Genomic DNA, 23,372 nt, shown 5'->3' with positions numbered 1-23,372 from the left:
GGGGCCGGTCGCGTCGGAGTGTTGGGAGGTCACCCTTCGATTCGAGCACTTGGACGGGCCGGATGCCAGGGGTGACGGGGGGCCGTCAGACTTCCGTCACACATGGGGCGGCAGTCCGTTTCTACGACACCGCCCTCTCTACGACACCGCCCTCGCCGCCGCGCGGCCCGCCGCGCGGCCCGAGAAGAGGCAGCCGCCGAGGAACGTGCCCTCCAGGGAGCGGTAGCCGTGGACGCCGCCGCCGCCGAAGCCCGCCGCCTCGCCCGCGGCGTACAGGCCCGGCAGCGGGGCGCCGGACCCGTCCAGGACCCGCGACGACAGGTCCGTCTCCAGGCCGCCGAGCGACTTGCGGGTCAGGATGTTGAGCCGCACGGCGATCAGCGGACCCGCCTCGGGGTCCAGCAGACGGTGCGGCGCGGCGGTGCGGATCAGCTTGTCGCCGAGGTACTTGCGGGCGCCGCGGATCGCCGTGACCTGGAGGTCCTTGGTGAACGGGTTGGCGACCTCCCGGTCCCGCGCCGTGATCTCGCGCCGCAGCTCCGCCTCGTCGATCAGTCCGTCCCCGGTGAGCGCGTTCATGCCGCGCACCAGCGCGCCCAGGTCCTTCTCCACGACGAAGTCGACGCCCTTGTCCATGAAAGCCTTCACCGGCGCGGGCACGTCGGCCCTGGCGCGTACGAAGACGTCACGGACGGACTTGCCCGTCAGGTCCGGGTTCTGCTCGGAACCCGACAGCGCGAACTCCTTGCCGATGATCTTCTGGTCGAGCACGAACCAGGTGTAATCGTGGCCGGTCCGCATGATGTGTTCGAGCGTGCCGAGAGTGTCGAAGCCGGGGAACAGCGGCACCGGCAGCCGTCTGCCGCGCGCGTCCAGCCACAGGGACGACGGGCCCGGCAGGATACGGATGCCGTGCTCGGCCCAGATCGGGGCCCAGTTCTCGATGCCCTCGGTGTAGTGCCACATCCGGTCGCGGTTGATGTGGCTCGCGCCGGCGCGCTCGGCGATGCCGAGCATGAGTCCGTCGACGTGCGCGGGGACTCCGGAAAGCATCTTCTTCGGCGGGGTGCCGAGCCGCTCCGGCCACTGCGCGCGGACGAGGTCGTGGTTGCCGCCGATGCCGCCCGACGTGACGATCACCGCCTGGGCCTTGAACTCGAATGCGCCGGTGACCTCGCGGCTGCTCGCCGCGCCGCGCTCCGCGTCGGACGGCTCGAGGACCTCGCCGGTGACGGTGTCCAGGCTGCCCGCGCTGCCGGCGAGGCCCGTCACCCGGTGCCGGAACCTGAGCTGCACCAGCCCTCTGGCGACACCGTCACGGACCCGCCGCTCGAAGGGGGCCACCAGGCCGGGTCCGGTGCCCCAGGTGATGTGGAAACGGGGTACGGAGTTGCCGTGGCCGTTCGCGTCGTAGCCGCCACGCTCCGCCCAGCCGACGACGGGGAAGAACCGCACGCCCTGCCGGTGCAGCCAGGCCCGCTTCTCCCCCGCGGCGAAGTCGACGTAGGCCTCCGCCCACTTGCGCGGCCAGCGGTCCTCCTCGCGGTCGAAGCCCGCGGTGCCCAGCCAGTCCTGCATGGCGAGGGCGTGGTTGTCCTTGATGCGCATACGGCGCTGCTCGGGCGAGTCGACGAAGAAGAGGCCGCCGAAGGACCAGTGCGCCTGCCCTCCGATGGACCGCTCGGGCTCCTGGTCGAGAAGGATGACCTTCCGTCCGGCGTCGACGAGTTCGGCCGTGGCCACGAGGCCCGCGAGTCCTGCCCCGATCACGATCACATCAGCGTCGTACGCCATGGTTGTCCATTCTCCGTCGGGCCGGTGGCACCCGATCTTCCTTACGGGCGGGTAACTCGTCAATGGCCGACCGGTCAACGGCGGCGTACGGCGGTGATTTCATGGGTGCCATGACGTCCGTGCAGCCCGCAGAAGAGATTCTCGACATCGTCGACGAGCACGACCGCGTGGTCGGACAGGCCCCGCGCGGCGAGGCTTACGCACGCGGACTGCGGCACCGGTGCGCGTTCATCCTCGTCAGGGATGCCGCCGGACGCGTCTTCGTACACCGGCGCACGGCCACGAAGCTGGTCTTCCCCTCCCTGTACGACATGTTCGTCGGCGGTGTGGTCGGCGCAGGGGAGAGCTACGACGACGCGGCGCTGCGCGAGGCGGAGGAGGAGCTCGGCGTACGCGGACTCCCCCGGCCCGTACCGCTGTTCAAGTTCCTCTACGAAGGGGACGGCGCCCCCGGCCCCTCCTGGTGGTCGTACGTCTACGAAGTCCGCTGCGACCTGCCGGTGGAGCCGCAACCGGAGGAGATCGACTGGTACGGCTTCCTCACGGACGCCGAGCTGGAGGCGGGGCTCGAGGCATGGGAATGGGTGCCCGACGGCCTGGCCGCGTTCGAGCGGCTCAAGGCGCACCGGACGGGCTGAGCGTTCCGGGCGCGGCACCCGGGCCGGGAGGTGCCGAGGTGTGCCGGGAGCTGCGCCGGAGGCGCGACGGTGCGCGGGTAGGGTGCGCTGCGTGAGCGATTTCCTGCAGAGCCTGCGGCTGTGGTTCGCGCCGGCGCGGATCCGGGACGAGGGCGACACGCCCGACTACCGGTTCTCCCTCGCCAACGAGCGGACGTTCCTGGCCTGGATCCGTACGGCGCTCGCGCTCATCGGCGGCGGCTTCGCCGTCGACCAGTTCCTGCCGGACCTGCGCTGGGGCGTACGGGCCGGGCTGGCGCTCGCCCTGATCGGCGTCGGGGCGGTGTGCGCGGTACGCGCGGTGAACCACTGGGTCCGGTGCGAGCGGGCGATGCGCCGAGGCGACGATCTGCCGGTGTCCCGGTTCCCGGCGCTGCTCGCCGTCGTCGTCGCGGTCGTCTCCCTCACCATGGTGGCGGTGGTGGCCTGGGGCGACCTGTGACGGCACCCCCGGACGCGATCCGGGGCTGCAGCCCGAGCGCACCCGGCTGGCCTGGCGCCGGACGACGCTGACCTGCACGGTGGTGGCGGTGCTCGCCGCCAAGCAGGCGGCGCAGGACGTGGCACTCGCGGCGGGGCTGAGCGTCGTCGCCTGGCTGGGTTTCCTGTGGGTGGCGCACCGGCGCGTCCGCGCGATGGACTCGGTCAGGCCGGCGGCGATGCCGGTGCGCGGCGCGATCGCGGCGGTCGGGTGCGTACTGGCACTGGCCGCGTTCGCCGTGGCGATCGTGGTGTGACCGTGGGTGACGCCCTGTGCCGAACGTTTGTTCCTTCGCGGCGTGGCGGGCGACGGGCGGCCGGGGCCGGAGCCGCCGACTAGCCTGGAGTCGGACAGAACGCCACGAAAGCACCCAGAGGTGAGCGCCATGACCGTTGCACACCAGGAGCACACCGCACACGAGCACATGCACGGCCCGTCGTGCGGCCACACCGAGGTCCCCCACGGCGACCACACGGACTACGCCCACGACGGGCACCTCCACCGGCTGCACTCAGGACATTGGGACGAGTGCGAGCCGGGAGAGCACGTGTCGCACAGCGGTCACGCGCACGAGCACCGCAACGGGTGCGGCCACCCCGCCGTGGTCCACGGCGACCACGTCGACTACCTCCACGACGGGCACCGTCACGCGGAGCACGACGGGCACTGGGACGACCACTGACCCACTCTTCCCGCGGTGCCGCACACCCGCGTCAACCGGCAGGCTCTGAGGGCCGATCCACCGTCGACCCGTCTCCGGGAGAGCCATCGTGCCTGCCACAGATCCCTACACCGTCCGGCTCACGCCGGAAGTGCACGCCTACGTCCAGCCCGACGGCGGCTGGTGCCTGAACAACGCGGGCTTCGTCAGCGACGGAGAGTCGACGCTCCTCGTCGACACCGCGGCCACCGAGCGGCGTGCCCGGGCCCTGCGCGAGGCGCTGCTGGCGACCGACACACCCCTCCCCCGTACCGTCGTCAACACCCACCACCACGGCGACCACACCTACGGCAACGCCGTCTTCCTGCCGGAGGCCGTGGTCGTCGGGCACGAAGAGTGCCGGAGCGAGGTGCTCGCGGCGGGCCGCCAGCTCCACCTGATCTGGCCGCGGACGGACTTCGGGGACATCCGGATCACGGCGCCGACCGTCACGTACAGCGACCGGCTGACGGTCCATGTGGGGGACGTCGAGGCGCGGCTCCTCCATCCCGGCACGGTCGCCCACACCACGGGGGACACGATCGTGCACCTGCCGCGGCAGGGAATCGTCTTCACCGGTGACCTGATCTTCCAGGGCGGTACGCCCTTCGTCCCGATGGGGTCGCTGAGCGGCTCGCTGCGGGCGCTCGACGTGCTGCGCTCGCTCGGCGCGGACACCGTGGTGCCGGGCCACGGCCCGATCACCGACCCGTCGGCGTACGACGCGACGGAGCGCTACCTGCGCTTCGTCGCCGAACTGGCAGAGGCGGGCCATGCCAAGGGGCTGAGCCCGCTCGAGACGGCACGCGGGGCGGATCTCGGGGTGTTCGCCGACCTGAGGGAGAGCGAACGGCTGGTGGCCAACCTGCACCGGGCGTACGCGGAACTGGACGGACTCCCCGAGGACTTCCCGCTCGACCCCACGGTGGTGTTCGCGGACATGGCGGCGATGAACGGCGGGGTGCCGGGGGCCTGCCACGCCTGACCCTGGCGCGTTTCGCCCCCTCGGGCAGGACACCTCGAGGGGACCGACGCCTGCCGTGCGAGTGTGATCCTGGCATCCCTTTCCACCGGGCCACTGGACGACATACCGACTGGTCGGTCATCATGAACGCGTTCCCCAGGACCGCCCCCGGAGGTGCGCACCATGAGCTCAGTCCCCCCAGGCCTCGATCCCGAGCAGCTGCGCGGATATCTCGACCGTGAGCGGCCCGGACTGGTGGACGGACCGCTCAGCGCCCGGCTGATCCAGGGCGGCCGCTCCAACCTCACGTACGCCGTCACCGACGGCACCACCCGGTGGGTGGTGCGCCGGCCGCCGCTCGGCCATGTGCTGGCGACGGCGCACGACATGAAGCGCGAGCACCGGGTCATCAACGCCCTGGCGCCCACCGCCGTCCCGGTGCCGCAGCCCGTACTGCTGTGCGAGGACGAATCGGTCATCGGGTCGCCGTTCTACGTCATGGAGTTCGTGGACGGCACCCCCTACCGCACCGCGGAGCAGTTGGCCCCACTCGGCGCGGAGCGCACCCGGGACGCCGTCCTCTCCCTCGTCGACACCCTCGTCGACCTGCACGCCGTCGACCCTGAGGCCGTCGGACTCGGCGACTTCGGCCGGCCGGAGGGCTTCCTCGACCGGCAGCTGCGGCGCTGGGGCAAGCAGCTGGCGGCCTCGCGCGGCCGCGACCTGGCCGGCATCGACGAGCTGCACGCCGCGCTCGGGCGCGCGTTGCCCGACTCCCCCGCCGCCGCCGTGGTCCACGGCGACTACCGCCTCGACAACGTCCTGATCGGCGACGACGACCGGATCAAGGCCGTCCTGGACTGGGAGATGTCCACCCTCGGCGACCCGCTGACCGACCTCGGCCTGCTGGTCATGTACAGCAAGCGGCTGGAACTGCCCGACTCCCCCGTCAGCACCACCGCGGGCGCCGTCGGCCACCCGTCCCCCGCCGAACTGATCGAGCGGTACGCGGAGCGCTCCGGCCGGGACACCTCGGCGATCTCCTGGTACGAGGCGTTCGCCTGGTTCAAGCTCGCCGTCATCCTCGAGGGCATCCACTACCGCTACACCCTCGGCCAGACCGTCGGCGCCGGATTCGACCGGATCGGCGATCTCGTCCCCCTCTTCATCGAACACGGCCTCACCACCCTTCAGGAAGGCTGAGCACCTCATGGACTTCGCATTCGACGCGCGCACCGAAGAGCTCCGCGGCAAACTGCTCGCCTTCATGGACGAGCACGTCTACCCGGCGGAGCAGATCGCGGAGGAGCAGCGCGCCGAGCTCGCCTCTCCCTGGGACACGCCCGCGATCGTGGACGAACTGAAGGCAGAGGCCCGCAAGCAGGGCCTGTGGAACCTCTTCCTCCCCGACTCCGAGTACGGTGCCGGGCTGACCAACCTCCAGTACGCCCCGCTCGCCGAGATCACCGGCCGCAGCCCGCACCTCGCGCCGACCGCGCTGAACTGCGCGGCCCCGGACACCGGGAACATGGAGGTGCTCACCCAGTTCGGCTCCGAGGAGCAGAAGAAGCAGTGGCTCGAGCCGCTGCTGGCGGGTGAGATCCGCTCGGCGTTCGCGATGACCGAGCCCGAGGTGGCCTCCTCCGACGCGACGAACATCCGCACCCGCATCGACCGGGACGGCGACGAGTACGTCGTCAACGGCCGTAAGTGGTACATCTCCGGGGCCATGAACCCGGACTGCAAGATCTTCATCGTCATGGGCAAGACCGACCCGGACGGCGACGACATCCGACGCCAGCAGTCGATGATCCTGGTGCCCCGCGACACCCCCGGCGTGCAGGTCCGACGCGCGATGCAGGTGTACGGCTACGAGGACCACTCCCACGGCGGCCACGCCGAGGTCGTCTTCGACGACGTGCGGGTCCCCGCGACGAACCTGATCGGCGAGGAGGGCGGCGGCTTCGCCATCGCCCAGGCGCGGCTGGGACCGGGCCGTATCCACCACTGCATGCGGCTCATCGGCATGGCGGAGCGCGCGATCGAGTTGATGTGCCGGCGGGCCGTCTCCCGTACCGCCTTCGGCAAGCCGATCGCCCAGCAGGGCGTCGTCCAGAACTGGATCGCGGACGCGCGGGTCACCGTGGAGCAGCTGCGGCTGCTGGTGCTGAAGACGGCGTGGCTGATGGACACGGTCGGCAACCGCGGGGCGCACACCGAGATCCAGGCGATCAAGATCGCCACGCCGCGGGCGGTCGTCGACATCCTCGACAAGGCCGTCCAGGCGCACGGCGCGGGCGGCGTGAGCCAGGACTTCCCGCTGGCGGAGCTGTGGGCGGCGGCGCGGACGCTGAAGCTGGCTGACGGGCCGGACGAGGTGCATCAGCGGTCGCTGGCGCGGCGGGAGCTGAAGAAGTACATGTGACGTGGTCGGGGCGGCCCCGCCGGGCGGGGCCGCCCCTCACTGCGGGCTCCGCCCGGACCCGTCACCGCGCTCCGCGCGGTGTTTCGGGGGCTCCGCCCCGGGCCCCCGCGCCTCAAGCGCCGGCGGGGCTGATTTCGCGGAGCGAAATCAGCCCCGCCGGCGCTTGAGGCGACCGCGCGAAGCGCGGTACGGGGTCCGGGGCTTGCCCCGCCACGCGGCGGAGCCGCACATCGGAACAGCGGGAGGGTCGGGGAGGGGAAAGCCCCGCGCAGCGGGAACAGCCACCGCAGGCGTCACACCCCGCGCTGCGGTCACGCCGGCCCCAGGCACCACGCCCCGCGCAGGACCAGCGGCGGACATGCCCGCTACGGCCGCAGCGCCCTCAGGAGCAGGTCCGCCAGGTGGTCCGCGACCTGTTGCTTCGTCAGGGGGCCCTCCGGGCGGTACCAGGTCGACAGGTGGTGGATCGAACCGAAGTGGTAGTCGACCACCAGGTCCGCCGGGGTGGCCGAGGAGAAGACGCCGTCCTGCTGCCCCTCCTCCACCAGCGCGCGGAAGCGCTCGTGGTAGCGGCGGCGTTCGGCGCGGACCTGCTTGTGCTTCTCCGGGCTCAGGTGGTGCATGGAGCGGAAGAAGATGTCCGCGTCGTCGAGGTTCTCGATCGTGGTGACGACGACGTCCGCCGCCGCCCCGCGCAGCCGGGTCTCGACGGGCTCGTCGGCGTCCGCGTACGCGTCGAGGCGTTGCTGCTGGACACGGAGCACGCGGGCGTAGACCTCGTGGAGGAGGTCCTCCTTCGAACCGAAGTAGTGGTAGAGCGCGCCCTTGGTGACGCCGGCCGCCTCCACGATCTCCTGCACCGACGTGCGGTCGTAGCCGCGTTCCGCGAAGAGGCGGGTGGCGGCGGCCAGCAGCCTCTGCGGGACGGGGTGCCGTCCCCGTCCGTCGTCCTGGCCATTGCCGCCACCCGCCTTTCTGTGTGTCTCCGGTGTGCTGTCGCGTGCCGTGCTCGGCCGGCTGCTACGCGGGGGATCGCAGTTCCCGCCTGAGGATCTTCCCACTTGTCGTCTTCGGGAGCTCCGGCAGGACCTCGACCTCACGGGGGTACTTGTAGGCGGCCAGCCGCTCGGCGCAGTACGCGGAGATCTCTCCCGGTTCCGCCTGCGCTCCGGGCCGCAGGCTGACGAACGCCTTGACGCTCTCCCCTCGGTAGGAGTCGGGGATGCCCACGACGGCCGCCTCGCGGACGGCGGGTGGGTGTAGAGCACGTCCTCGACCTCCCGCGGCCAGACCTTGAAGCCGGAGGCGTTGATCATGTCCTTCTTGCGGTCGACGACGTAGAGCCAGCCGTCCGCGTCCATGAAGCCGATGTCGCCGGTGCGCAGTTCGCCGTCGGGGAAGGCTTCCGCGGTGGCCTCGGGGAGCCGCCAGTACCCGGGCACCACCTGCGGACCCGACACCGCGATCTCGCCCTGCTCACCGAAGGGCACGTCCTCGCCCTTGTCGTCGATGATCCGGACGACCGTGTCGGGGCCGGGGAGTCCGACGGAGAGGGTGCCGGAGGCGGGGTCGACCGGAGCCTCCTTCTCCGGGGGTACGGACGCGCAGGGGGCGGTGCACTCGGTGAGGCCGTAGCCGTTGCGGATGTAGGGGCCGAAGCCCGCTCTGAACTTCTCGACGAGCGCGGGCGGGACGGGCGCCCCGCCGGAGGAGATCACCTGGAAGGACTCGAAGTGCTCCGCGGTCGCGGAAGGGTGGGCGCCGAGGGCCATGAAGGCGGTCGAGGGGCCGACGGTGTACGCGGGGCGGTGCTCGAGGAACGCGTCGAGGACGACGCCGGCCTCGAAGCGGTAGGCGAGTGCCAGGGTGCCCGCGTTGGCGATGCAGGCGGCGAGCTGGCAGACCATGCCGGTGATGTGGAACAGCGGCGCGAGCACGAAGTAGCAGGCGCCTTCTGGCACGGGGTGGCCGGTGCGCTGGCGTTCCGCGTTGTAGGTGATGCCGCCGTGCAGGTTCATGGCGCCCTTGGGCGTGCCGCTGGTGCCGGACGTGTAGCTGATCAGCGCGACGTCGGTGGCCGTGAGCTCGCGGTCGGCCGGTGCCGGCAGGCCCTGGCGGGCGACGGCGAGGAGGTCGTCCGCGTCGTCGGCGGGGGCTGTGCGCTCGAAGCCGAGAACCCGTTCGTCGCACCGCGTCTGCAGGTCGAGCTCGCAGGCGGTGAGGGCCACACGTACCTGCGAGGCGGCGGCGCAGTCGCGCAGGTATCCCGCCCAGGCGCGGTCGGAGCAGATCAGCGCGCTCACTTCGGCGTCGGCGAGGACGTGCGCGACCTCGCCCGACTTGTACATCGGGTTGAGGGGGACGACGGTGGCTCCTGCCTTCCACGCGCCGAGCAGGGCGATCACGAAGTGCGGGGTGTTCTGGAGCATGATCGCGACCCGGTCGCCGCGGGAGATCCCGCGGGCGGCGAGGTGCCCGGCGACGGAGTCGGACAGTTCGTCGGTCTCGCGGTAGGTCAGCCGCCCGTCGAAGTAGGCGAGCGCCGTGTGCCCGGGGGCTCGGCCGACGGCGGCGCGGAAGGCGTGCAGCACGGTCGCGGGCGGGTCGATCGGTGCCCGCTGGGCATCGCTGAGCTGGGAGAGCCAGGGCTTGGCGGCGTAGAGGGAGTTCATCGGCGGGCCTCCTCCCACTTCTGCTGGAGGTGGCTCATGCCGGCCAGCCAGCGGTCGTTCTGCGTCGCGCGGGCCGCGTAGTAGCCGGCGACCTCCGGGTGGGGCAGGACGAGGAAGCGGTCCTCCGCCATGGCCGTGAAGAGGGAGTCGGCGACGTCCTCGGGCTCGATCGCGGTCGGGGTGAGGACGAGCTCGCCGGCGCTGCCGCTGGCGGTCAGCATGTCGGTGCGTACGCCTTGGGGGCAGATCGCATGGACCTTGATGCCGCGGTGCCGGTAAGTGAGGGAGAGCCACTCGGCGTAGGCGAGGGCGCCGTGCTTGCTGACGCTGTAGGGCGCCGCGCCGATCATGGTGAGGAGTCCGGCGGCGGAGACGGTGGACACGAAGCGTCCGGCGCCGCGCTCGAGCCAGTCGGGGAGCAGGATCCTGCTCGCGCGGACGTGGGCCATCACGTTGACGTCCCAGGCCGCGGCCCATACGTCCTCGTCGGCGAAGGCGTCGCCGCCCGAGGCGAGTCCCGCGTTGGCGCAGTAGATGTCCACGACACCGTCGAGGGCGTCGCGGGCCTCCTCGACGATCTGTGAGGCGTCGCCGGGTACGGCGACGCCGCCGATCTCGTCGGCGACTGTCTTGGCCTTGCCCGGGTCGATGTCGTTGACGACGACCTTGGCGCCTTCCGCGGCGAAGCGGCGGGCCAGTGCGGCTCCGATGCCTCCGCCCGCGCCCGTGACCACAACCCCAGCGCCTTGCACCGTACTCATCAGCTCCGCCTTTCCCTGCACAGGTCCCGTGCGCGCAGACTAACCAGTCGGTATGTCACTGCGGAAGGGGGGCACCGGCACGTGCCGGGGTCGTTCCCCGGGGCCGACATGAGCGCTAGCGTGCAGTGGTCATGACACACGGCGATCACGGAGGTAGCTCGATGAGCCTGTCCAGACGGGGTTTGCTGGTCGCGGGCGGCGGCGCGGTGGGGGCACTCGCCGCGGCCCCCACGCCCGCTGCGGCGCAGGGCCGCGGCCGGGTCCAAACCGGTTTCGAACGCCTGGCGGCCGACGGGTACGCGGCACTGTCCGGGCAACGCGTCGGCATGGTCACCAACCCGACGGGCATCGCCCGCGACGTACGTCACATCGTGGACGTGATGCATGCCGACGACCGCGTGGACCTCGTCGCGGTCTTCGGCCCCGAGCACGGCTTCCGCGGCACCGCGCAGGCGGGCGGTTCCGAGGGCCGCTACGACGACCCGGCGACCGGGCTGCCGGTCTACGACACGTACCTCAAGAGCGGACAGCCGCTCGCCGACATCTTCACGGCCTCCGGCGTGGACACCGTCGTCTTCGACATCCAGGACGCGGGCGCCCGCTTCTACACGTACATCTGGACGCTGTTCGACTGCATGCAGGCGGCGGCCCTCGCCGGCAAGCGCTTCGTCGTCCTCGACCGGCCGAACCCGGTCACCGGCAGGGCGGCGCTCGGGCCGGTGCTCGACAAGGCGTTCGCGACGTTCGTGGGCCGGGAACCGATCTCCCAGGCGCACGGCATGACCGTCGCCGAACTGGCGCTGCTGTTCAACGGCGAGTTCCTGCCCCGGCCGGTCGAGCTCGACATCGTACGGATGTCGGGGTGGCGGCGCGGTGACTTCTTCGACGACACGGGTCTGCCCTGGGTCCCGCCCAGCCCCAACATGCCCACCCCGGAGACGGCGCTGGTCTACTCCGGCACCTGCATGTTCGAGGGCACGAACCTCTCGGAGGGCCGCGGCACCACCCGCCCCTTCGAGCTACTGGGCGCGGAGGGTGTCGGTCCGGCCTGGGCGGAGGCGGCCAACGGCCTCGGTCTGCCCGGCGTCCGCTTCCGTGAGGCCTACTTCGCGCCCACCTTCTCCAAGTGGCAGGGCAAGACCGTCGGCGGTGTGCAGCTCCACGTCCACGACCGCAGGTCCTTCGACCCGGTCCGCGCGGGCATCGGCCTGCTGGTGACGGCGAAGCGGAGCTGGAGCGGCTTCGCCTGGCGCTCCGACAACTGGATCGACAAGCTGACGGGTTCCACCCGCGTGCGCACCCTGATCGACGCGGGCGCGGACACCGACGAAGTCGTCGGCGCCTGGCAGGACGATCTGGCCGCCTTCAGGGCCGTACGGAAGCGGTACCTGCGCTACTGAGCTCCGGCGCCCGCACGACCGGCGCGAGGTGGCGTGCGTCCGGCCCGCCCCCGCGGTGAAGGGGGCCGGTGGGGAAATCCCCACCGGCGTAAGGGGACTGGCCACATCGCCGGGTGAGTGCCCGCGGTGAGGCCGGTTCCATGGACCTTTCACCGCGTCACCTCTTACGGATCCGGCTGCTGCTCCTGCCGGCCCTGCTGTCGCTCGTCGTCGCAGGGCCGGTGCGGGCGGAAGCCCGTACCTGTTCCGGCGCACCCGCGAGTACCTGGACCTGATCCGCTGGATGCGGCAGCACAACCTCCGCCACCCGCAGCGCCCGGTCGAGGCACACCGGCAACGCCTGGCCGGCCGAACCCGAGCCGCTGCGGTTGGCCACCTCGTACGACGTCCTGATCCATCTGCGCCGCGTCACCGCGGCCGACCGTCTCTGACCTCTCGCGGGGTATGGCCGTTTCTCCTCTTGCGCAGGATGCTGGGCCGGCAGGGGAGCGCAAGGGGAGGGGCGGGCCATGGCGGGCATGAGTGTGCAGCCGTACCGGGAGATCTGCTTCGACGCGGACGGCGACCCGGGCGGGGGACCGTACGACACGCTTGCCGGGCTGGACGTCACCGATCTCGTCGTCTTCGCCCATGGCTGGAACAACTCCCCCAGCCTGGCCCGTCGGCTGCACTCGGCGTTCTTCGCGCCCTTCCCGAAACTGGCGGGCGGAAGGCCGGGCACCCAGGTCGGGTACGCCGGCGTGCTGTGGCCCTCGATGCGGTTCCCGGACGAGCCGTTCCCGGGCCGGGAGCAGGCGGACGACGCGCCGGCGCAGGGGCCCCGGCTGGACGGCGCGACGCGCGAGCTGCTCACCGGTCTGTTCCCCGGGCACACGGCGACGGTCGGGCGGCTGGCGTGGCTGCTCGGCGAAGAGCCGGACTCCCGGGCGGCGTTCGCCGAGTTCGGCATGCTGGCGCGGCAGTTGGCGGCGGTCCCGCCGGGCGGTCTGGAGGCGGGCTTCGCCGAGGACGTGCCGCGGGACGAGCAGAGCCCGCCGGCCGTCCTGTACGAGGACACCCTCACGCTCTGCCGGCGTCTCGCGGTGGCCCTCGGCGTCCACGCGCCGGACGGTGCGGCCGGGCCGGCCTGGCGGGGCGCGAAGGAGCTGCTGCGGCAGACGACGTACTACGCGATGAAACGGCGGGCCGGCACCGTCGGCGAGCTGGGTCTGGGTCCGCTGCTGGGACGGCTGTCCCGCTCCGCGCCCCAGGTGCGCGTGCATCTCGTCGGCCACGGTCACGGCGCGAGGCTGGTCGCCTTCGCGTTGCGCGGGCTGCCGGAAGGGGCGTGCAACGTGAAGTCGGTGACACTGCTCCAGGGCGCCTTCTCCCACTACGCGTTCGCCACCGGCCTGCCTCACGCGCCGTCCCGCCGCGGAGTACTGGGCGGCTTCGAGCAGTTGGTCGACGGACCGGTGGTGGCGTGCCATTCACGGCACGACACCGCGCTCGGGGTGTTCTACCCGCTGGTGTCGAGCCTCGCCGGCGACACGCATGCCGTGGCGGGGACGGACCCCAGGTGGTGGGCGATGGGACACGACGGCATCCAGGGCGTCCCGGACACGCCACGGCTGACGCTGGACGAGGCCCTGCGCACCGGGGTTCCGGCCGTGGGCTGCGTCAGCGTCGACGCCTCCGCCGTGGTGCGCCACGGCCGTCCGCCGACGGGCGCGCACGGCGACATCTGTCACGAGGAACTGGCACGGGTGGTGCTGGCGGCGGGACGGATAGGGGGTGCCGCGCCAGGGACGTGATCCGGCCGAACCGGCACGTTTCTCTTTTCGATGGAGCCGAAACGGGCACTCCTACGTCCATTCATCAACGCCGATGTACCAGCGACGGAGGTGGACTTGCGATGGCCGGTTTCCGGAGTCTCGCGAGACAGGTGCGTGACCCACGGTGTGACCTGGCGCTGCGGCGCTACTCACTGCGCAAATGCTTGGAACGCTTCGCCCCTTACGGACACCGCGCCACATGGGACCACCTGTGCGGCAGGCACCGTATCGACCCGGAGGACAGGGCTCCTGATCCGGCGCGGCTGGTGGCCGCGCTCGAGGAACTGGAAGAGGCGCGGGCCGTCTGGCTCGCCTACGAGGACAACTTCGCGGACCGCCGCAAACGGGAGAAGCACGACGGGCTGCGGCGGCCCGGACACATCGACGACTGGCATCGAAGGACCTGGGGCGGCAACGGTGTGGCCCGGTGCGACACCCCGACGGAGCACCCGTCGGCGCCGCTCGCCGAGGTGCTGCGGCGCCTGATCGGCGCCCTGGAGGCGGAGCCGGGCACAGCCTGCCCGGTGTGCTCGGACACGCACATCGTGTGGCGGCAGGACCTCGAGCACGAACCGTGGTCCGGGCCGGTCTGCACCGGCTGCGGCATCGTCGTCCCCCAGCCCGTGCTGACGGCGGAAGCCGTCTCCGCCGCGAAACGGGCCGGCCGGCGCGAGCTCGCGTCCGTCGCCTGAGACGCGGGGTTCCGGTACGGGGGCCGGAACCCGCCCGGGCTCAGGAGCCCGGCGCCGCGGCCCACACCTCCTCGGTCCAGCGCTCGTCGTACGGCAGGGCCAGCAGCCCGGTCTTGAACAGCAGCAGCGGGTCGGCGCCGCGGACGCGCAGTCGCGGGGGCGCGTGCTCGACGAACCACGTTCCGAGCTCGGCGAGGGGCTCGTCGCGGTAGGGGTGGCACCACCAGCTGAAAAGGGGCGACGTGAGGTCGCCGATCAGATCGTCGATCCACCGGTCGAGGCAATCGGCCAGATGCCGGTCGGCCGGTCCGCCGAGCGGCTGCCCGGCCCACACGGCCAGATACGGCGTCACGGTGGAGCCCGCCGTCACGCACGACTCGAACACCTCGTGCACCGGGTACAGGGGTGCCTCGGAGGTGACCGTGTCCGCCCACCACGCCTCGAGGAACGCCCTTACGGCGCAGGCCTGTTCGACCGGCCAGGTGTGCCAGCCCGAGCGGCCGAGGCCGGTCAGCTCATAGGCGCCGAGGCCGGCGAACCGCCCCGTGGCGAGTTGCCCGGCCATCTGCGGCAGGATCCGGCGAATCACCGCCGGATGGTCGTCGAAGTGGTTCGGCACCTCGTGGGCGAACAGCCGCAGCACGTCGTCGGGCAGTTCAACGTCCGGCGTGCGCAGCAGCGCCGTCTCCTCGGGCAGATGGCACCTCCCGCAGCCCGTCTCCGCAGGGCTGGTCATGCCCGCGAAGACGGTCCGTATCCGGTCCACCGCCGCGTGGAGTGCCGGTGAGGCCATGTGCGCCACGTCCTGTCGGGTACTCCGGTCGCGGCTCGGCCCGCCGAAGGGCGCGACGTTACCAGGGTGCAAAACCGGTGGGCCAGCGGGATTGCACAGCACCACAGTTGGCGGTGATGCGAACCACCACCGAGGAGCCATGAGATGTCGACGCTGCGCGTCACCGCCGAACCGCTGACCGTTCACGAGCATCCGAACGCCGACGCCCTGGAACTGGCCCAGGTGGGCCTGTACCGGGCAGTCGTCGCGAAGGGCGTCTATCGCACCGGTGACGTCGCGCTCTACATCCCCGAGCAGGCGGTGCTCCCGGCGGCGCTCATCGACGAACTGGGGCTGACCGGCCGTCTGGCGGGCGGCGAGGCCAACCGGGTCAAGGCGGTGCGGCTGCGGGGCGAGCTCTCGCAGGGGATCGTGTGCCGGCCCCGGGCGCTCGCCGATGTCGATCTGGTGGCGGCGGCCGCGGACGGCACGGACTTCGCGGAGCGGCTCTCGATCACCAAGTGGGCGCCGCCGGTGCCGTCCAGGATGAGTGGCGACATCGAGGCGGCGCCCGGTCTGCTGCCGTGGGTGGACATCGAGAATCTGCAGCGCTATCCGGGCATCTTCGAGCCGGGCGAAGCCGTCGTGATCACCGAGAAGCTGCACGGCACCGCATGCCTGACGACCTACAGCACGGCGGACGGCGGCCGGGTGCAGGTCTCGTCCAAGGGCTTCGGCGCCAAGGGCCTGGCGCTCAAGGAGGACCGGGCCAACCTGTACTGGCGCGCGGTCCTCGGGCACGGTGTGCCCAAGATCGCGGCACGCCTGGCCGAGAAGCTGGGCGCGAGCCGGGTGGGGGTGTTCGCCGAGGTGTACGGCGCCGGTGTCCAGGACCTCGGATACGGCAAGAACGCCAGGACGGAGACGGGGCCCGGCTACGCCGTGTTCGACATCTCCGCGGAAATCGACGGCCAGGTCCGCTGGCTGGACGCGGCGGCCGTCCTCGGCGGTGAACTTCCGGTGGTTCCCCGGCTGTTCAAGGGCCCGTACGACGTGGACACGGTGCTGGAGCTGGCCGACGGCCGCGAGACGGTGTCGGGTCGGCGGCTGCACCTGAGGGAGGGCGTCGTCGTCCGTCCCGTGGTCGAGCGGTACAGCCCGGTCACCGGCGGGCGGGCGATCGCCAAGGCGGTCAGCCCGGCGTACCTGACCCGCAAGGGCGGTACGGAGTTCGAGTGACGCCTGCCCTCACGCGCGGGTACGCGCGGGGCGCTCGCGGGCCCGGTCCGGGGGGCCGGGCCCGTCGGCGTCAGCGTCAGGCCCCGTCGCCCGCGCGGCGCCGCTCCGGCAGCAGCCGTGAACCGGTCAGCCGGTCGCCGAAGACGTCGTCCGGGTTGGACAGCACGCAGGTCTCCAGGGAGAGGCAGCCGCAGCCGATGCAGTCGGTCAGATGGTCGCGGAGCCTGCTGAGCTGCTTGATGCGCTCGTCGAGTTCGCCGCGCCAGGCGCGGGAGAGCCGGGCCCAGTCGTCACGGTCGGGTGTCCGCTCCTCCGGCAGCTCTGCGAGGGCGTCCCTGATCGTGGCGAGCGGGATGCCGACGCGCTGGGCGGCACGCACGAACGCGACCCGGCGCAGCGCGTCCCTGCTGTAGCGGCGCTGGTTCCCGCTGGTACGGCGGCTGCTGATGAGGCCCTTGGACTCGTAGAAGTGCAGGGCGGACACGGCGGCTCCGCTGCGCGCCGAGAGCTGGCCGACCGTGAGTTCGTGGATCTTCTCTGGAATCTGTGGCACTCCTCGAAGCCTACTGGTCCGTCGTTGACAGGAGGGCGCCTACCCAACCATGCTGAGCAAGCGCTTAGACATGAGTGTCACAACGGTCGAGAGGCAGGCACCAGGACATGGCAGAGCCGAGGATCTTCACCTCCCCCGAGGAGCTGCGCGCAGGGGTGGGCGAGCAGCTGGGACACAGCGACTGGCTCGAGGTCGACCAGAAGCGGATCGATCTCTTCGCCGACGCGACCGGCGACCACCAGTGGATCCATGTGGATCCCGAGCGTGCCGCGAGCGGCCCGTTCGGCACGACGATCGCCCACGGTTATCTGACGCTGTCGCTGCTGCCCGCCCTGGTGCCTCAGGTGCTCCGGGTCGAGGGCATGAAGATGGGCATCAACTACGGCACCAACAAGGTCCGTTTCCCCTCCCCCGTGCCGGTGGGCTCGCGACTGCGGGCCACCGCGGTGCTGCAGAGCGTCGAGGAGGCGGGCAGCGGGGGCGTCCAGGTGACCGCCCTCGTCACCATCGAGCGCGAGGGCGGCGACAAGCCGGTGTGCGTGGCGGAGTCGCTGTCGCGTTACTTCTTCTGAGCGCTCACCATGCGCAGGACGAGGTCGGCGTAGAGCGCGCCGACCTCGTCGGGCGTGCGGCGGCCTCGGGTGTTGAACCAGCGCGCCACATCGATGCAGAGCGACAGGACGGCGACCGCGGTCCCGGGCACGTCGGGCACGTCGAACTCGCCGGCCTCCACACCCTCTTCGAGGATGCGGCGCACCACGGCGTCGCTCTGCCTGCGCAGGCCGGTGATCTCGACGCGGTGGGTCTCGCTGAGCGCTTCGAGTTCGTACTGCACCACTCGGGCGGTGGTGTGCCGGCCGGCGTGCCAGCGGACGAACGAGCGCACGGCGTCGGCGAGCCGGTCGGTGGGCGTGCCGGCGCCGGCGTAGGCGGCGTTGAGGATCTCGAGGGCCTTGTCGTGCCCGATCCGGCTGATCCGGTGGAGCAGCTCTTCCTTTGTCTTGTAGTGGATGTAGAGCGCCGCCGGGCTCATGCCGGCCCGGCCGGCGATGTCCCGGGTGGTGGTCGCGTGGTAGCCGCGCTCGGCGAAGGCCTCTACGGCGGCGATGAGCAGTTTCCTGGCCGCCTCAGGCGTGACCTCGTCCCACGGCTGCTCCCCGCCGGCCGCCCGGTCCACCGTCTCGTCCGCCGCACTCATCGCTCGTTCGCCCCTCTCGTGGCACAGGACGAACACCATACCCCGACGGTGAGCAAGCGCTTAGAGCCTGACCGCGGCTTCCGGGACGGATCGTGCCCCGCGAGCGGCTCCCAGGGGCCGGCCCGGTCCCCACGGCGCACGATCCGGCCCGTCTCCGGCCGGGCGAAGGGCGGTCAGAAAGCGGAGACCCCGGTCAGCGCACGGCCGATGATCAGCTTCTGGATCTGGCTGGTGCCCTCGTACAGGGTCATCACACGGGCGTCGCGCACCAGCTTGCCGACGGGGTACTCGTCGATGTAGCCGTAGCCGCCGAAGACCTGGAGGGCGTTGTTGGCGCAACGTACGGCGGCCTCGGAGGCGAACAGCTTGGCCTGGGAGGCGGCGGTGGCGAACTGCTCGCCCCGGTCGATCAGGTCGGCGACCCGCCAGGTCAGCAGCCGGGCGGCGTCGACGTCGACGGCTATGTCGCTGAGCAGCTCCTGCACCAGCTGGTAGTGCGCGATGGGCTTGCCGAACTGCTCGCGCTCCTTGGCGTATCCGACCGCGGCGTCGAGGGCCGCCTGCGCGATGCCGACACAGCCGGCGGCGACCGACATCCGGCCCTTGGCGAGCGCGGACATGGCGATCGAGAAGCCCTTGCCCTCGGCTCCGAGCATGGCGGACGCCGGCACCCGGACGTCCTCGAGCACCAGCTCCGCGGTGGCCTGGCCGCGCAGCCCCAGCTTTCCGTGGACGGTGCGGCGGGTGAGCCCCGGGGTGTCGGTGGGGACGAGGAAGGCGGACACGCCCTTGTGGCCGGGAGTGTCGTTGGTCCTGGCGAACAGCAGCACCACGTCGGCCCAGGTGCCGTTGGTGATGAACATCTTGGAGCCGTTGATCACGTAGTCACCGCCGTCGGCGACGGCCCGGGTGGTCAGGTTTCCCGCGTCCGAGCCGGTGCCCGGCTCCGTGAGGCCGAAGCAGCCGAGGGCTTCGCCGGAGGTGAGCCGGGGCAGCCAGTCGCGCTTCTGCTCCTCGGTCCCGTATGCGGCGACGGTCTTGGCGACCAGACCCAGGGAGACGGAGACGATGCCGCGCACGGAGGAGTCACCGCGGCCGAGCTCCTCGGTCACCAGGCAGTAGGCGAGGTGGTCGCCGCCGGAGCCGCCGTACTCCTCGTCGACCGTGAGCCCGAGGAAGCCGAGCGCGCCCAGCTTCTTGACGATGCCCCTGTCGACGTTCTCCGCACGGTCCCACTCCACGACGTGCGGGGTGATCTCACGGTCCACGAAGTCCTTGGCCAGCTGCCGGACGGCCGTCTGCTCCTCGTCGAGCTCCAGGTTCATTGCGGGCACCCCACTTTAACTATCACTGCTAGTTTATTTGTGCAGGGCCTACTATGTGCCGCATGGCCCGCCCGCGCAAGCCCCTCCTCAGCAGAGAACGCATCGTCGAGACGGCGAGCGCACTCGTGGACGCGGAGGGGCTCGATGCCGTCTCCACCCGCCGGCTCGCCGCGGAGCTCGGCGTCAGCGGCCCCTCCCTCTACAACCACTTCCGCAACAAGGACGAGATCCTCGACGCGGTCGCCGACGCGGTCAGCGCCCGTGTCGACCTGTCGATGTTCGACGAGGGTGACGACCGCGACTGGCGTACCGCCCTGCACGACTGGGCCGTCTCCTACCGCGCCGCCCTGAGCGCCCACCCCAACACCGTGCCGGTCCTCGCCCGCGGGCCCGGCCGCCGCCCGGCCGGCCTCAAGGTCGCGGACGCCGTCTTCGGCGCGATGGTCCGCGCCGGCTGGCCACCCGCCCACGCCACCCGCATCGGCGCGCTGATGCGCTACTTCATCACCGGTTCCGCGCTCGGCTCCTTCGCCCGCGGCTTCGTCGACGACGCGACGGCGTACGACCCGGCGGACTACCCGCACCTGGGCCAGGCCCACCTGCTGGCGGACCGGCAGGAACAGGTGGACCAAGGGGCGTTCGAGACAGGACTCGAGGCCCTGCTCGACGGCCTCGCCCTCCAGTACGAGACCGTCCGGCACGGCGCCACCCTTCGGTCCGCGCCGAATCGTCCCTGACGCATCCTGGGAGGCATGACCTCCTCCCGCGACCTCGCCGCCTTCGCCGCGCTGCTCGCCGACGAGACCCGCGCGGGCTTCGCCCTCGCCCTCCTCGACGGGCGGGCCTGGACGGCCGGGGAGCTCGCCCGGCACGGCGGGGTCGCCCCGTCGACCGCGAGCGAGCACCTCGGCAAGCTCGTCGCGGGCGGGCTGCTCTCGGAGCAACGGCAGGGCCGGCACCGGTACGTCAGGCTCGCCGACGACCGGGTGGCGCACCTCGTCGAGGAACTCGCCGCGCACGCCTCACCCGGACCACCCCCGGCGCCGCGGTCCCTGCGCGAGTCCACCGTCGCCGAGGCCCTGGCGCGTGGACGGACCTGCTACGACCATCTGGCGGGGCGGCTCGGCATCACGATCACCCGGGCCATGACCGCCCGCGGACTGCTCACCCAGGACGCCGGCTTCGCGCTCACGGACGGCGGCGCCCGCTGGTTCGGTGACCTGGGGATCGACCTGACGGTGAAGGGCCGCCGCCCGCTCGTACGGGGCTGCCTGGACTGGACCGAGCGCAGACCGCACCTCGCCGGCGTCGCCGGCGCCCGGCTGTGCGGCCATGCCCTGGACACGGGCTGGTGCGTACGCATCGGCTCCGACCGGGCCGTGAAGGTGACGGACGACGGTGAGCGGGCGCTGCACACGCTCCTCGGCATCGAGCCGGGAATATTGCGGTGAACCCCGAAACGTCGAGCCTCTACGGTCGCACCATGACGAACCCCCTCCGCCACACGAAGTGGCCCGCCCTGGCCGCCGCCGCCGTCACCGTCGTGCTCTGGGCGTCCGCCTTCGTCTCCATCCGCAGCGCGGGTGAGGCCTACTCCCCCGGCGCGCTCGCCCTCGGCCGGCTGCTCGCCGGCTCCCTCGCGCTGGGCTGTGTCCTGCTGATCCGGCGGGAGGGGCTGCCGCCGCGCGCCGCCTGGCCGGGGATCCTCGTCTCCGGTCTGCTGTGGTTCGGCGTCTACATGGTGGTGCTCAACTGGGGCGAGCAGCAGGTCGACGCGGGCACGGCGGCGATGGTGGTGAACATCGGCCCGATCCTCATCGCGCTGCTGGGGGCCCGGCTGCTGGGCGAGGGGCTGGGGCCGCGGCTGGTCGCGGGGATGGCCGTGTCGTTCGCGGGCGCCGTGGTCGTGGGCCTGTCGATGTCCGGCGAGGGCGGGGCCTCGACCCTGGGCGTACTGCTCTGCCTGCTGGCGGCGGTCGGCTACGCGGGCGGTGTGGTGGCGCAGAAGCCGGCGCTGGCGCACGCGAGCGCGCTCCAGGCGACGACGTTCGGCTGTCTGGTGGGCGCGGTGGCGTGCCTGCCGTTCGCCGGGCAGCTCGTGGAGGAGGTGTCCCGGGCGCCGGTGGCGGCCACGCTCAACATGGTCTACCTGGGCGTCTTCCCGACGGCCCTGGCATTCACGACATGGGCGTACGCGCTGGCGCGTACGACCGCCGGCCGGATGGGCGCGACGACGTACGCGGTCCCGGCGCTGGTCGTGCTGATGTCCTGGCTCGCTCTGGACGAGGTGCCGGGCTGGCTGACCCTCTGCGGTGGGGCGCTGTGCCTCGCGGGTGTGGCGGTGTCCCGTTCCCGCGGCCGGGCGCCGGCCGCCGACAGCGAGCTCACCGGACCCCGCGCCTGACCCGTACGGCCCCGGCCCCGGGCCCGCCGCCTCGCACGGCGACGGGTCCGGGGCCGGGCGGACGAGCGGCGGTCAGTCGGACTGCGCCTCGGCCGGGGCAGAGGACGCGGGGGCCGCGGCCTTCGCCGCCCGGGAGGCGAGGATCTTGATGGAGATCAGCGCGATCACGGCCAGGCCGATGATGTAGCCGGACACCGCCATGGACGTGCCGGTCGCCTCCAGCAGCAGGACCATCATGAACGGCGCCAGGCCGCCGCCGAAGACGGCGGCGATCTGGTAGCCGAGGGACGCACCGGTGTAGCGCATCTCCGCGGTGAACAGCTCGGCGAAGAGCGCCGCCTGCGGCCCGTACATGATGCTCAGGAAGCAGCTGGTGACGAAGGTCCCGACGGCGAGCCAGAGCAGCGACGCGGTGTCGATCAGCAGGAACATCGGCACGGCCCACACCAGCAGGCCGACGGCGCCGGCCGCGTAGATACGCAGCCGTCCGATGCGGTCGGACAGGGCCGCCGAGGCGGGTATCAGGACCAGCTGGGTGAGGCTCACGCCCAGGGACACCGCGAGCACCGCGCCACGCTGCATGTCGAGCTCGCGGGTCGCGTAGTCCAGGACGCCGGTGATGATGATGTAGAACGTCGCGGTGTTGACGGCGAACGAGCCGCCGGCCAGGAACACGGTGCCGAGGTGGTCGCGCAGGATGGTGCGCAGGGGGGAGCGGGTCTCGCTCTTCTCCTTCTCGGCGAGGGCGCGTTCGGCCGCACGGAACTCGGGCGTCTCCTCGACCTTGGTGTGGATGTACCAGGCGAGACCGAGGACGAGGAAGCCGACGAAGAACGGCACCCGCCAGCCCCAGGCGGCGAACGCCGACTCGCTCGTGAGGGAGCCCGCGACCAGGAACACGGTGTTGGCGGTGACGACACCGATGGGGACACCGAGCTGGACGAGGCTGCCGTAGAGGCCTCGCTTGCCCTCGGGGGCGTACTCGGTGGCCATCAGCATCGCGCCGCCCCACTGGGCGCCGACCGCGATGCCCTGGACGATGCGGAGCAGGACCAGGAGCACGGGCGCGGCGATGCCGATCGTCTCGTACGTGGGGAGCAGGCCGATGCCGGCGGTGGCGAGGCCCATCAGTGTGAGCGCGAGGACCAGCATCGGCTTACGGCCCCGCTTGTCGCCGAGCTGTCCGGCGATGACGCCGCCCACGGGGCGGGCGAGGAAGCCGACCGCGAAGGTGGCGAAGGCGGCCAGCACACCGGCGGACGAGCTGCCGGCGGGGAAGTACAGGTCGCCGAGGACCAGGGCGGCGGCGATGCCGAAGACGAAGTAGTCGTACCACTCGACGGCCGAGGCGAGTGCCGCGGAGGTGGCGACGCGTCGCCGCCGGGGGTCGGAGGGCGTGGAGCCGGGGGTTTCAGTGAGCTGAGCTGCGGTGTCCATGAACGTGCACACTCCGGTGGATGCGGGGACGGAGTCGGAGAGGGGGGTGACACTGGGGAGTTCC

24 protein-coding genes and 1 pseudogene are annotated in these 23,372 nt (G+C 71.9%); 15 read left to right on the top strand and 10 right to left on the bottom strand.

Translation table 11 applies throughout. The annotated features are described in order from the left end of the window. Positions 1 to 138 precede the first annotated feature (138 nt). Positions 139 to 1,794: an FAD-binding dehydrogenase gene (locus tag GLX30_RS28160; protein WP_159693532.1), complete on the bottom strand. Its 1,656-nt coding sequence runs from the start codon at positions 1,792 to 1,794 to the stop codon at positions 139 to 141. Between the two features lie 110 nt (positions 1,795 to 1,904). Between GLX30_RS28160 and GLX30_RS28155 the strand changes: the two genes are divergently transcribed. From GLX30_RS28155 to GLX30_RS28125, 7 genes are all read left to right on the top strand, one after another. Then, entirely contained in the window at positions 1,905 to 2,432 is a 528-nt protein-coding gene (locus tag GLX30_RS28155) for an NUDIX domain-containing protein (RefSeq protein ID WP_244258300.1), read from the top strand. A gap of 91 nt (positions 2,433 to 2,523) precedes the next feature. Beyond that, positions 2,524 to 2,913 (top strand): DUF202 domain-containing protein, encoded by a 390-nt coding sequence (locus GLX30_RS28150; protein WP_159693530.1) that lies wholly within the window; start codon positions 2,524 to 2,526, stop codon positions 2,911 to 2,913. A 25-nt stretch (positions 2,914 to 2,938) separates the two neighbouring features. Then, positions 2,939 to 3,208 (top strand): DUF202 domain-containing protein, encoded by a 270-nt coding sequence (locus GLX30_RS28145; protein ID WP_159695293.1) that lies wholly within the window; start codon positions 2,939 to 2,941, stop codon positions 3,206 to 3,208. Positions 3,209 to 3,337: 129 nt separating this feature from the next. After that, positions 3,338 to 3,634 carry a hypothetical protein gene (locus GLX30_RS28140; protein ID WP_208545499.1) on the top strand — a complete coding sequence of 99 codons (297 nt, stop codon included), beginning with the start codon at positions 3,338 to 3,340 and terminating at the stop codon, positions 3,632 to 3,634. An 88-nt stretch (positions 3,635 to 3,722) separates the two neighbouring features. Then, positions 3,723 to 4,637, top strand: a complete 915-nt coding sequence (locus GLX30_RS28135; RefSeq protein WP_159693526.1) for an MBL fold metallo-hydrolase — start codon at positions 3,723 to 3,725, stop codon at positions 4,635 to 4,637. Positions 4,638 to 4,799: 162 nt separating this feature from the next. After that, on the top strand, positions 4,800 to 5,819 hold the full coding sequence (locus tag GLX30_RS28130) for a phosphotransferase family protein (RefSeq protein WP_159693524.1): 1,020 nt from the start codon (positions 4,800 to 4,802) through the stop codon (positions 5,817 to 5,819). A 7-nt stretch (positions 5,820 to 5,826) separates the two neighbouring features. Beyond that, positions 5,827 to 7,041: an acyl-CoA dehydrogenase family protein gene (locus tag GLX30_RS28125; protein WP_159693522.1), complete on the top strand. Its 1,215-nt coding sequence runs from the start codon at positions 5,827 to 5,829 to the stop codon at positions 7,039 to 7,041. A gap of 365 nt (positions 7,042 to 7,406) precedes the next feature. On the opposite strand, the gene GLX30_RS28120 is transcribed toward GLX30_RS28125, so the two are convergent. The 3 genes and pseudogenes from GLX30_RS28120 to GLX30_RS28110 form a co-directional block, all read right to left on the bottom strand. Then, complete coding sequence (locus GLX30_RS28120) at positions 7,407 to 8,102, bottom strand: TetR/AcrR family transcriptional regulator (RefSeq protein ID WP_159693520.1); 696 nt, start codon at positions 8,100 to 8,102, stop codon at positions 7,407 to 7,409. Next, a pseudogene (locus GLX30_RS28115) lies at positions 8,062 to 9,713 on the bottom strand (AMP-binding protein). Before GLX30_RS28115 ends, GLX30_RS28120 begins: the two are co-directional and overlap by 41 nt. Next, positions 9,710 to 10,474: an SDR family oxidoreductase gene (locus tag GLX30_RS28110; RefSeq protein ID WP_159693518.1), complete on the bottom strand. Its 765-nt coding sequence runs from the start codon at positions 10,472 to 10,474 to the stop codon at positions 9,710 to 9,712. Before GLX30_RS28110 ends, GLX30_RS28115 begins: the two are co-directional and overlap by 4 nt. 161 nt (positions 10,475 to 10,635) lie before the next feature. Between GLX30_RS28110 and GLX30_RS28105 the strand changes: the two genes are divergently transcribed. Next, a complete protein-coding gene (locus GLX30_RS28105) occupies positions 10,636 to 11,874 on the top strand; it encodes a DUF1343 domain-containing protein (RefSeq protein WP_159693516.1) in 1,239 nt (412 codons plus the stop codon). Between the two features lie 157 nt (positions 11,875 to 12,031). Here the strand turns inward: GLX30_RS28105 and GLX30_RS28100 are convergent, their stop codons facing one another. Continuing rightward, positions 12,032 to 12,286, bottom strand: a complete 255-nt coding sequence (locus GLX30_RS28100) for a hypothetical protein (RefSeq protein WP_159693514.1) — start codon at positions 12,284 to 12,286, stop codon at positions 12,032 to 12,034. A 97-nt stretch (positions 12,287 to 12,383) separates the two neighbouring features. Here GLX30_RS28100 and GLX30_RS28095 point away from each other — a divergent pair, with 97 nt between their 5' ends. Next, positions 12,384 to 13,667 carry a serine-threonine protein kinase gene (locus GLX30_RS28095; RefSeq protein ID WP_208545498.1) on the top strand — a complete coding sequence of 428 codons (1,284 nt, stop codon included), beginning with the start codon at positions 12,384 to 12,386 and terminating at the stop codon, positions 13,665 to 13,667. 101 nt (positions 13,668 to 13,768) lie between these two features. Next, positions 13,769 to 14,380, top strand: a complete 612-nt coding sequence (locus GLX30_RS28090) for a hypothetical protein (RefSeq protein ID WP_159693510.1) — start codon at positions 13,769 to 13,771, stop codon at positions 14,378 to 14,380. A gap of 40 nt (positions 14,381 to 14,420) precedes the next feature. On the opposite strand, the gene GLX30_RS28085 is transcribed toward GLX30_RS28090, so the two are convergent. Further along, entirely contained in the window at positions 14,421 to 15,173 is a 753-nt protein-coding gene (locus GLX30_RS28085) for a hypothetical protein (RefSeq protein ID WP_159693508.1), read from the bottom strand. A gap of 144 nt (positions 15,174 to 15,317) precedes the next feature. Between GLX30_RS28085 and GLX30_RS28080 the strand changes: the two genes are divergently transcribed. Further along, on the top strand, positions 15,318 to 16,391 hold the full coding sequence (locus GLX30_RS28080; RefSeq protein WP_159693506.1) for an RNA ligase (ATP): 1,074 nt from the start codon (positions 15,318 to 15,320) through the stop codon (positions 16,389 to 16,391). Between the two features lie 76 nt (positions 16,392 to 16,467). Here GLX30_RS28080 and soxR read toward each other — a convergent pair whose 3' ends face one another. After that, positions 16,468 to 16,944, bottom strand: a complete 477-nt coding sequence (gene soxR / locus GLX30_RS28075; protein WP_159693504.1) for a redox-sensitive transcriptional activator SoxR — start codon at positions 16,942 to 16,944, stop codon at positions 16,468 to 16,470. Positions 16,945 to 17,051: 107 nt separating this feature from the next. Here soxR and GLX30_RS28070 point away from each other — a divergent pair, with 107 nt between their 5' ends. After that, positions 17,052 to 17,516, top strand: a complete 465-nt coding sequence (locus tag GLX30_RS28070) for a MaoC family dehydratase (protein WP_159693502.1) — start codon at positions 17,052 to 17,054, stop codon at positions 17,514 to 17,516. On the opposite strand, the gene GLX30_RS28065 is transcribed toward GLX30_RS28070, so the two are convergent. Both GLX30_RS28065 and GLX30_RS28060 read right to left on the bottom strand, forming a co-directional pair. Next, complete coding sequence (locus tag GLX30_RS28065; protein ID WP_159695292.1) at positions 17,504 to 18,142, bottom strand: TetR/AcrR family transcriptional regulator; 639 nt, start codon at positions 18,140 to 18,142, stop codon at positions 17,504 to 17,506. The genes GLX30_RS28070 and GLX30_RS28065 overlap by 13 nt on opposite strands. Before the next feature lie 173 nt (positions 18,143 to 18,315). Next, the gene (locus tag GLX30_RS28060; protein ID WP_159693500.1) at positions 18,316 to 19,467 is read right to left on the bottom strand and encodes an acyl-CoA dehydrogenase family protein; all 1,152 of its coding nucleotides are present in this window, start codon (positions 19,465 to 19,467) and stop codon (positions 18,316 to 18,318) included. Positions 19,468 to 19,529: 62 nt separating this feature from the next. Between GLX30_RS28060 and GLX30_RS28055 the strand changes: the two genes are divergently transcribed. Genes GLX30_RS28055 through GLX30_RS28045 form a run of 3 tightly spaced genes read left to right on the top strand, consistent with a single transcriptional unit; the run spans position 19,530 to position 21,871 of the window. Beyond that, entirely contained in the window at positions 19,530 to 20,204 is a 675-nt protein-coding gene (locus tag GLX30_RS28055) for a TetR/AcrR family transcriptional regulator (RefSeq protein ID WP_159693498.1), read from the top strand. 15 nt (positions 20,205 to 20,219) lie between these two features. Then, the gene (locus GLX30_RS28050; protein WP_159693496.1) at positions 20,220 to 20,918 is read left to right on the top strand and encodes a helix-turn-helix domain-containing protein; all 699 of its coding nucleotides are present in this window, start codon (positions 20,220 to 20,222) and stop codon (positions 20,916 to 20,918) included. Positions 20,919 to 20,950: 32 nt separating this feature from the next. Beyond that, on the top strand, positions 20,951 to 21,871 hold the full coding sequence (locus GLX30_RS28045; protein WP_159693494.1) for a DMT family transporter: 921 nt from the start codon (positions 20,951 to 20,953) through the stop codon (positions 21,869 to 21,871). A 72-nt stretch (positions 21,872 to 21,943) separates the two neighbouring features. On the opposite strand, the gene GLX30_RS28040 is transcribed toward GLX30_RS28045, so the two are convergent. Next, positions 21,944 to 23,308 (bottom strand): MFS transporter, encoded by a 1,365-nt coding sequence (locus tag GLX30_RS28040; protein ID WP_159693492.1) that lies wholly within the window; start codon positions 23,306 to 23,308, stop codon positions 21,944 to 21,946. Between the last annotated feature and the right edge of the window lie 64 nt (positions 23,309 to 23,372).

The sequence above is a fragment of the Streptomyces sp. Tu 2975 genome (assembly GCF_009832925.1).
Classification (GTDB): Bacteria; Actinomycetota; Actinomycetes; order Streptomycetales; family Streptomycetaceae; genus Streptomyces.
The sequence above is the reverse complement of the archived record's forward strand: the minus strand, read 5'-3'. Positions and strand labels throughout refer to the sequence as shown.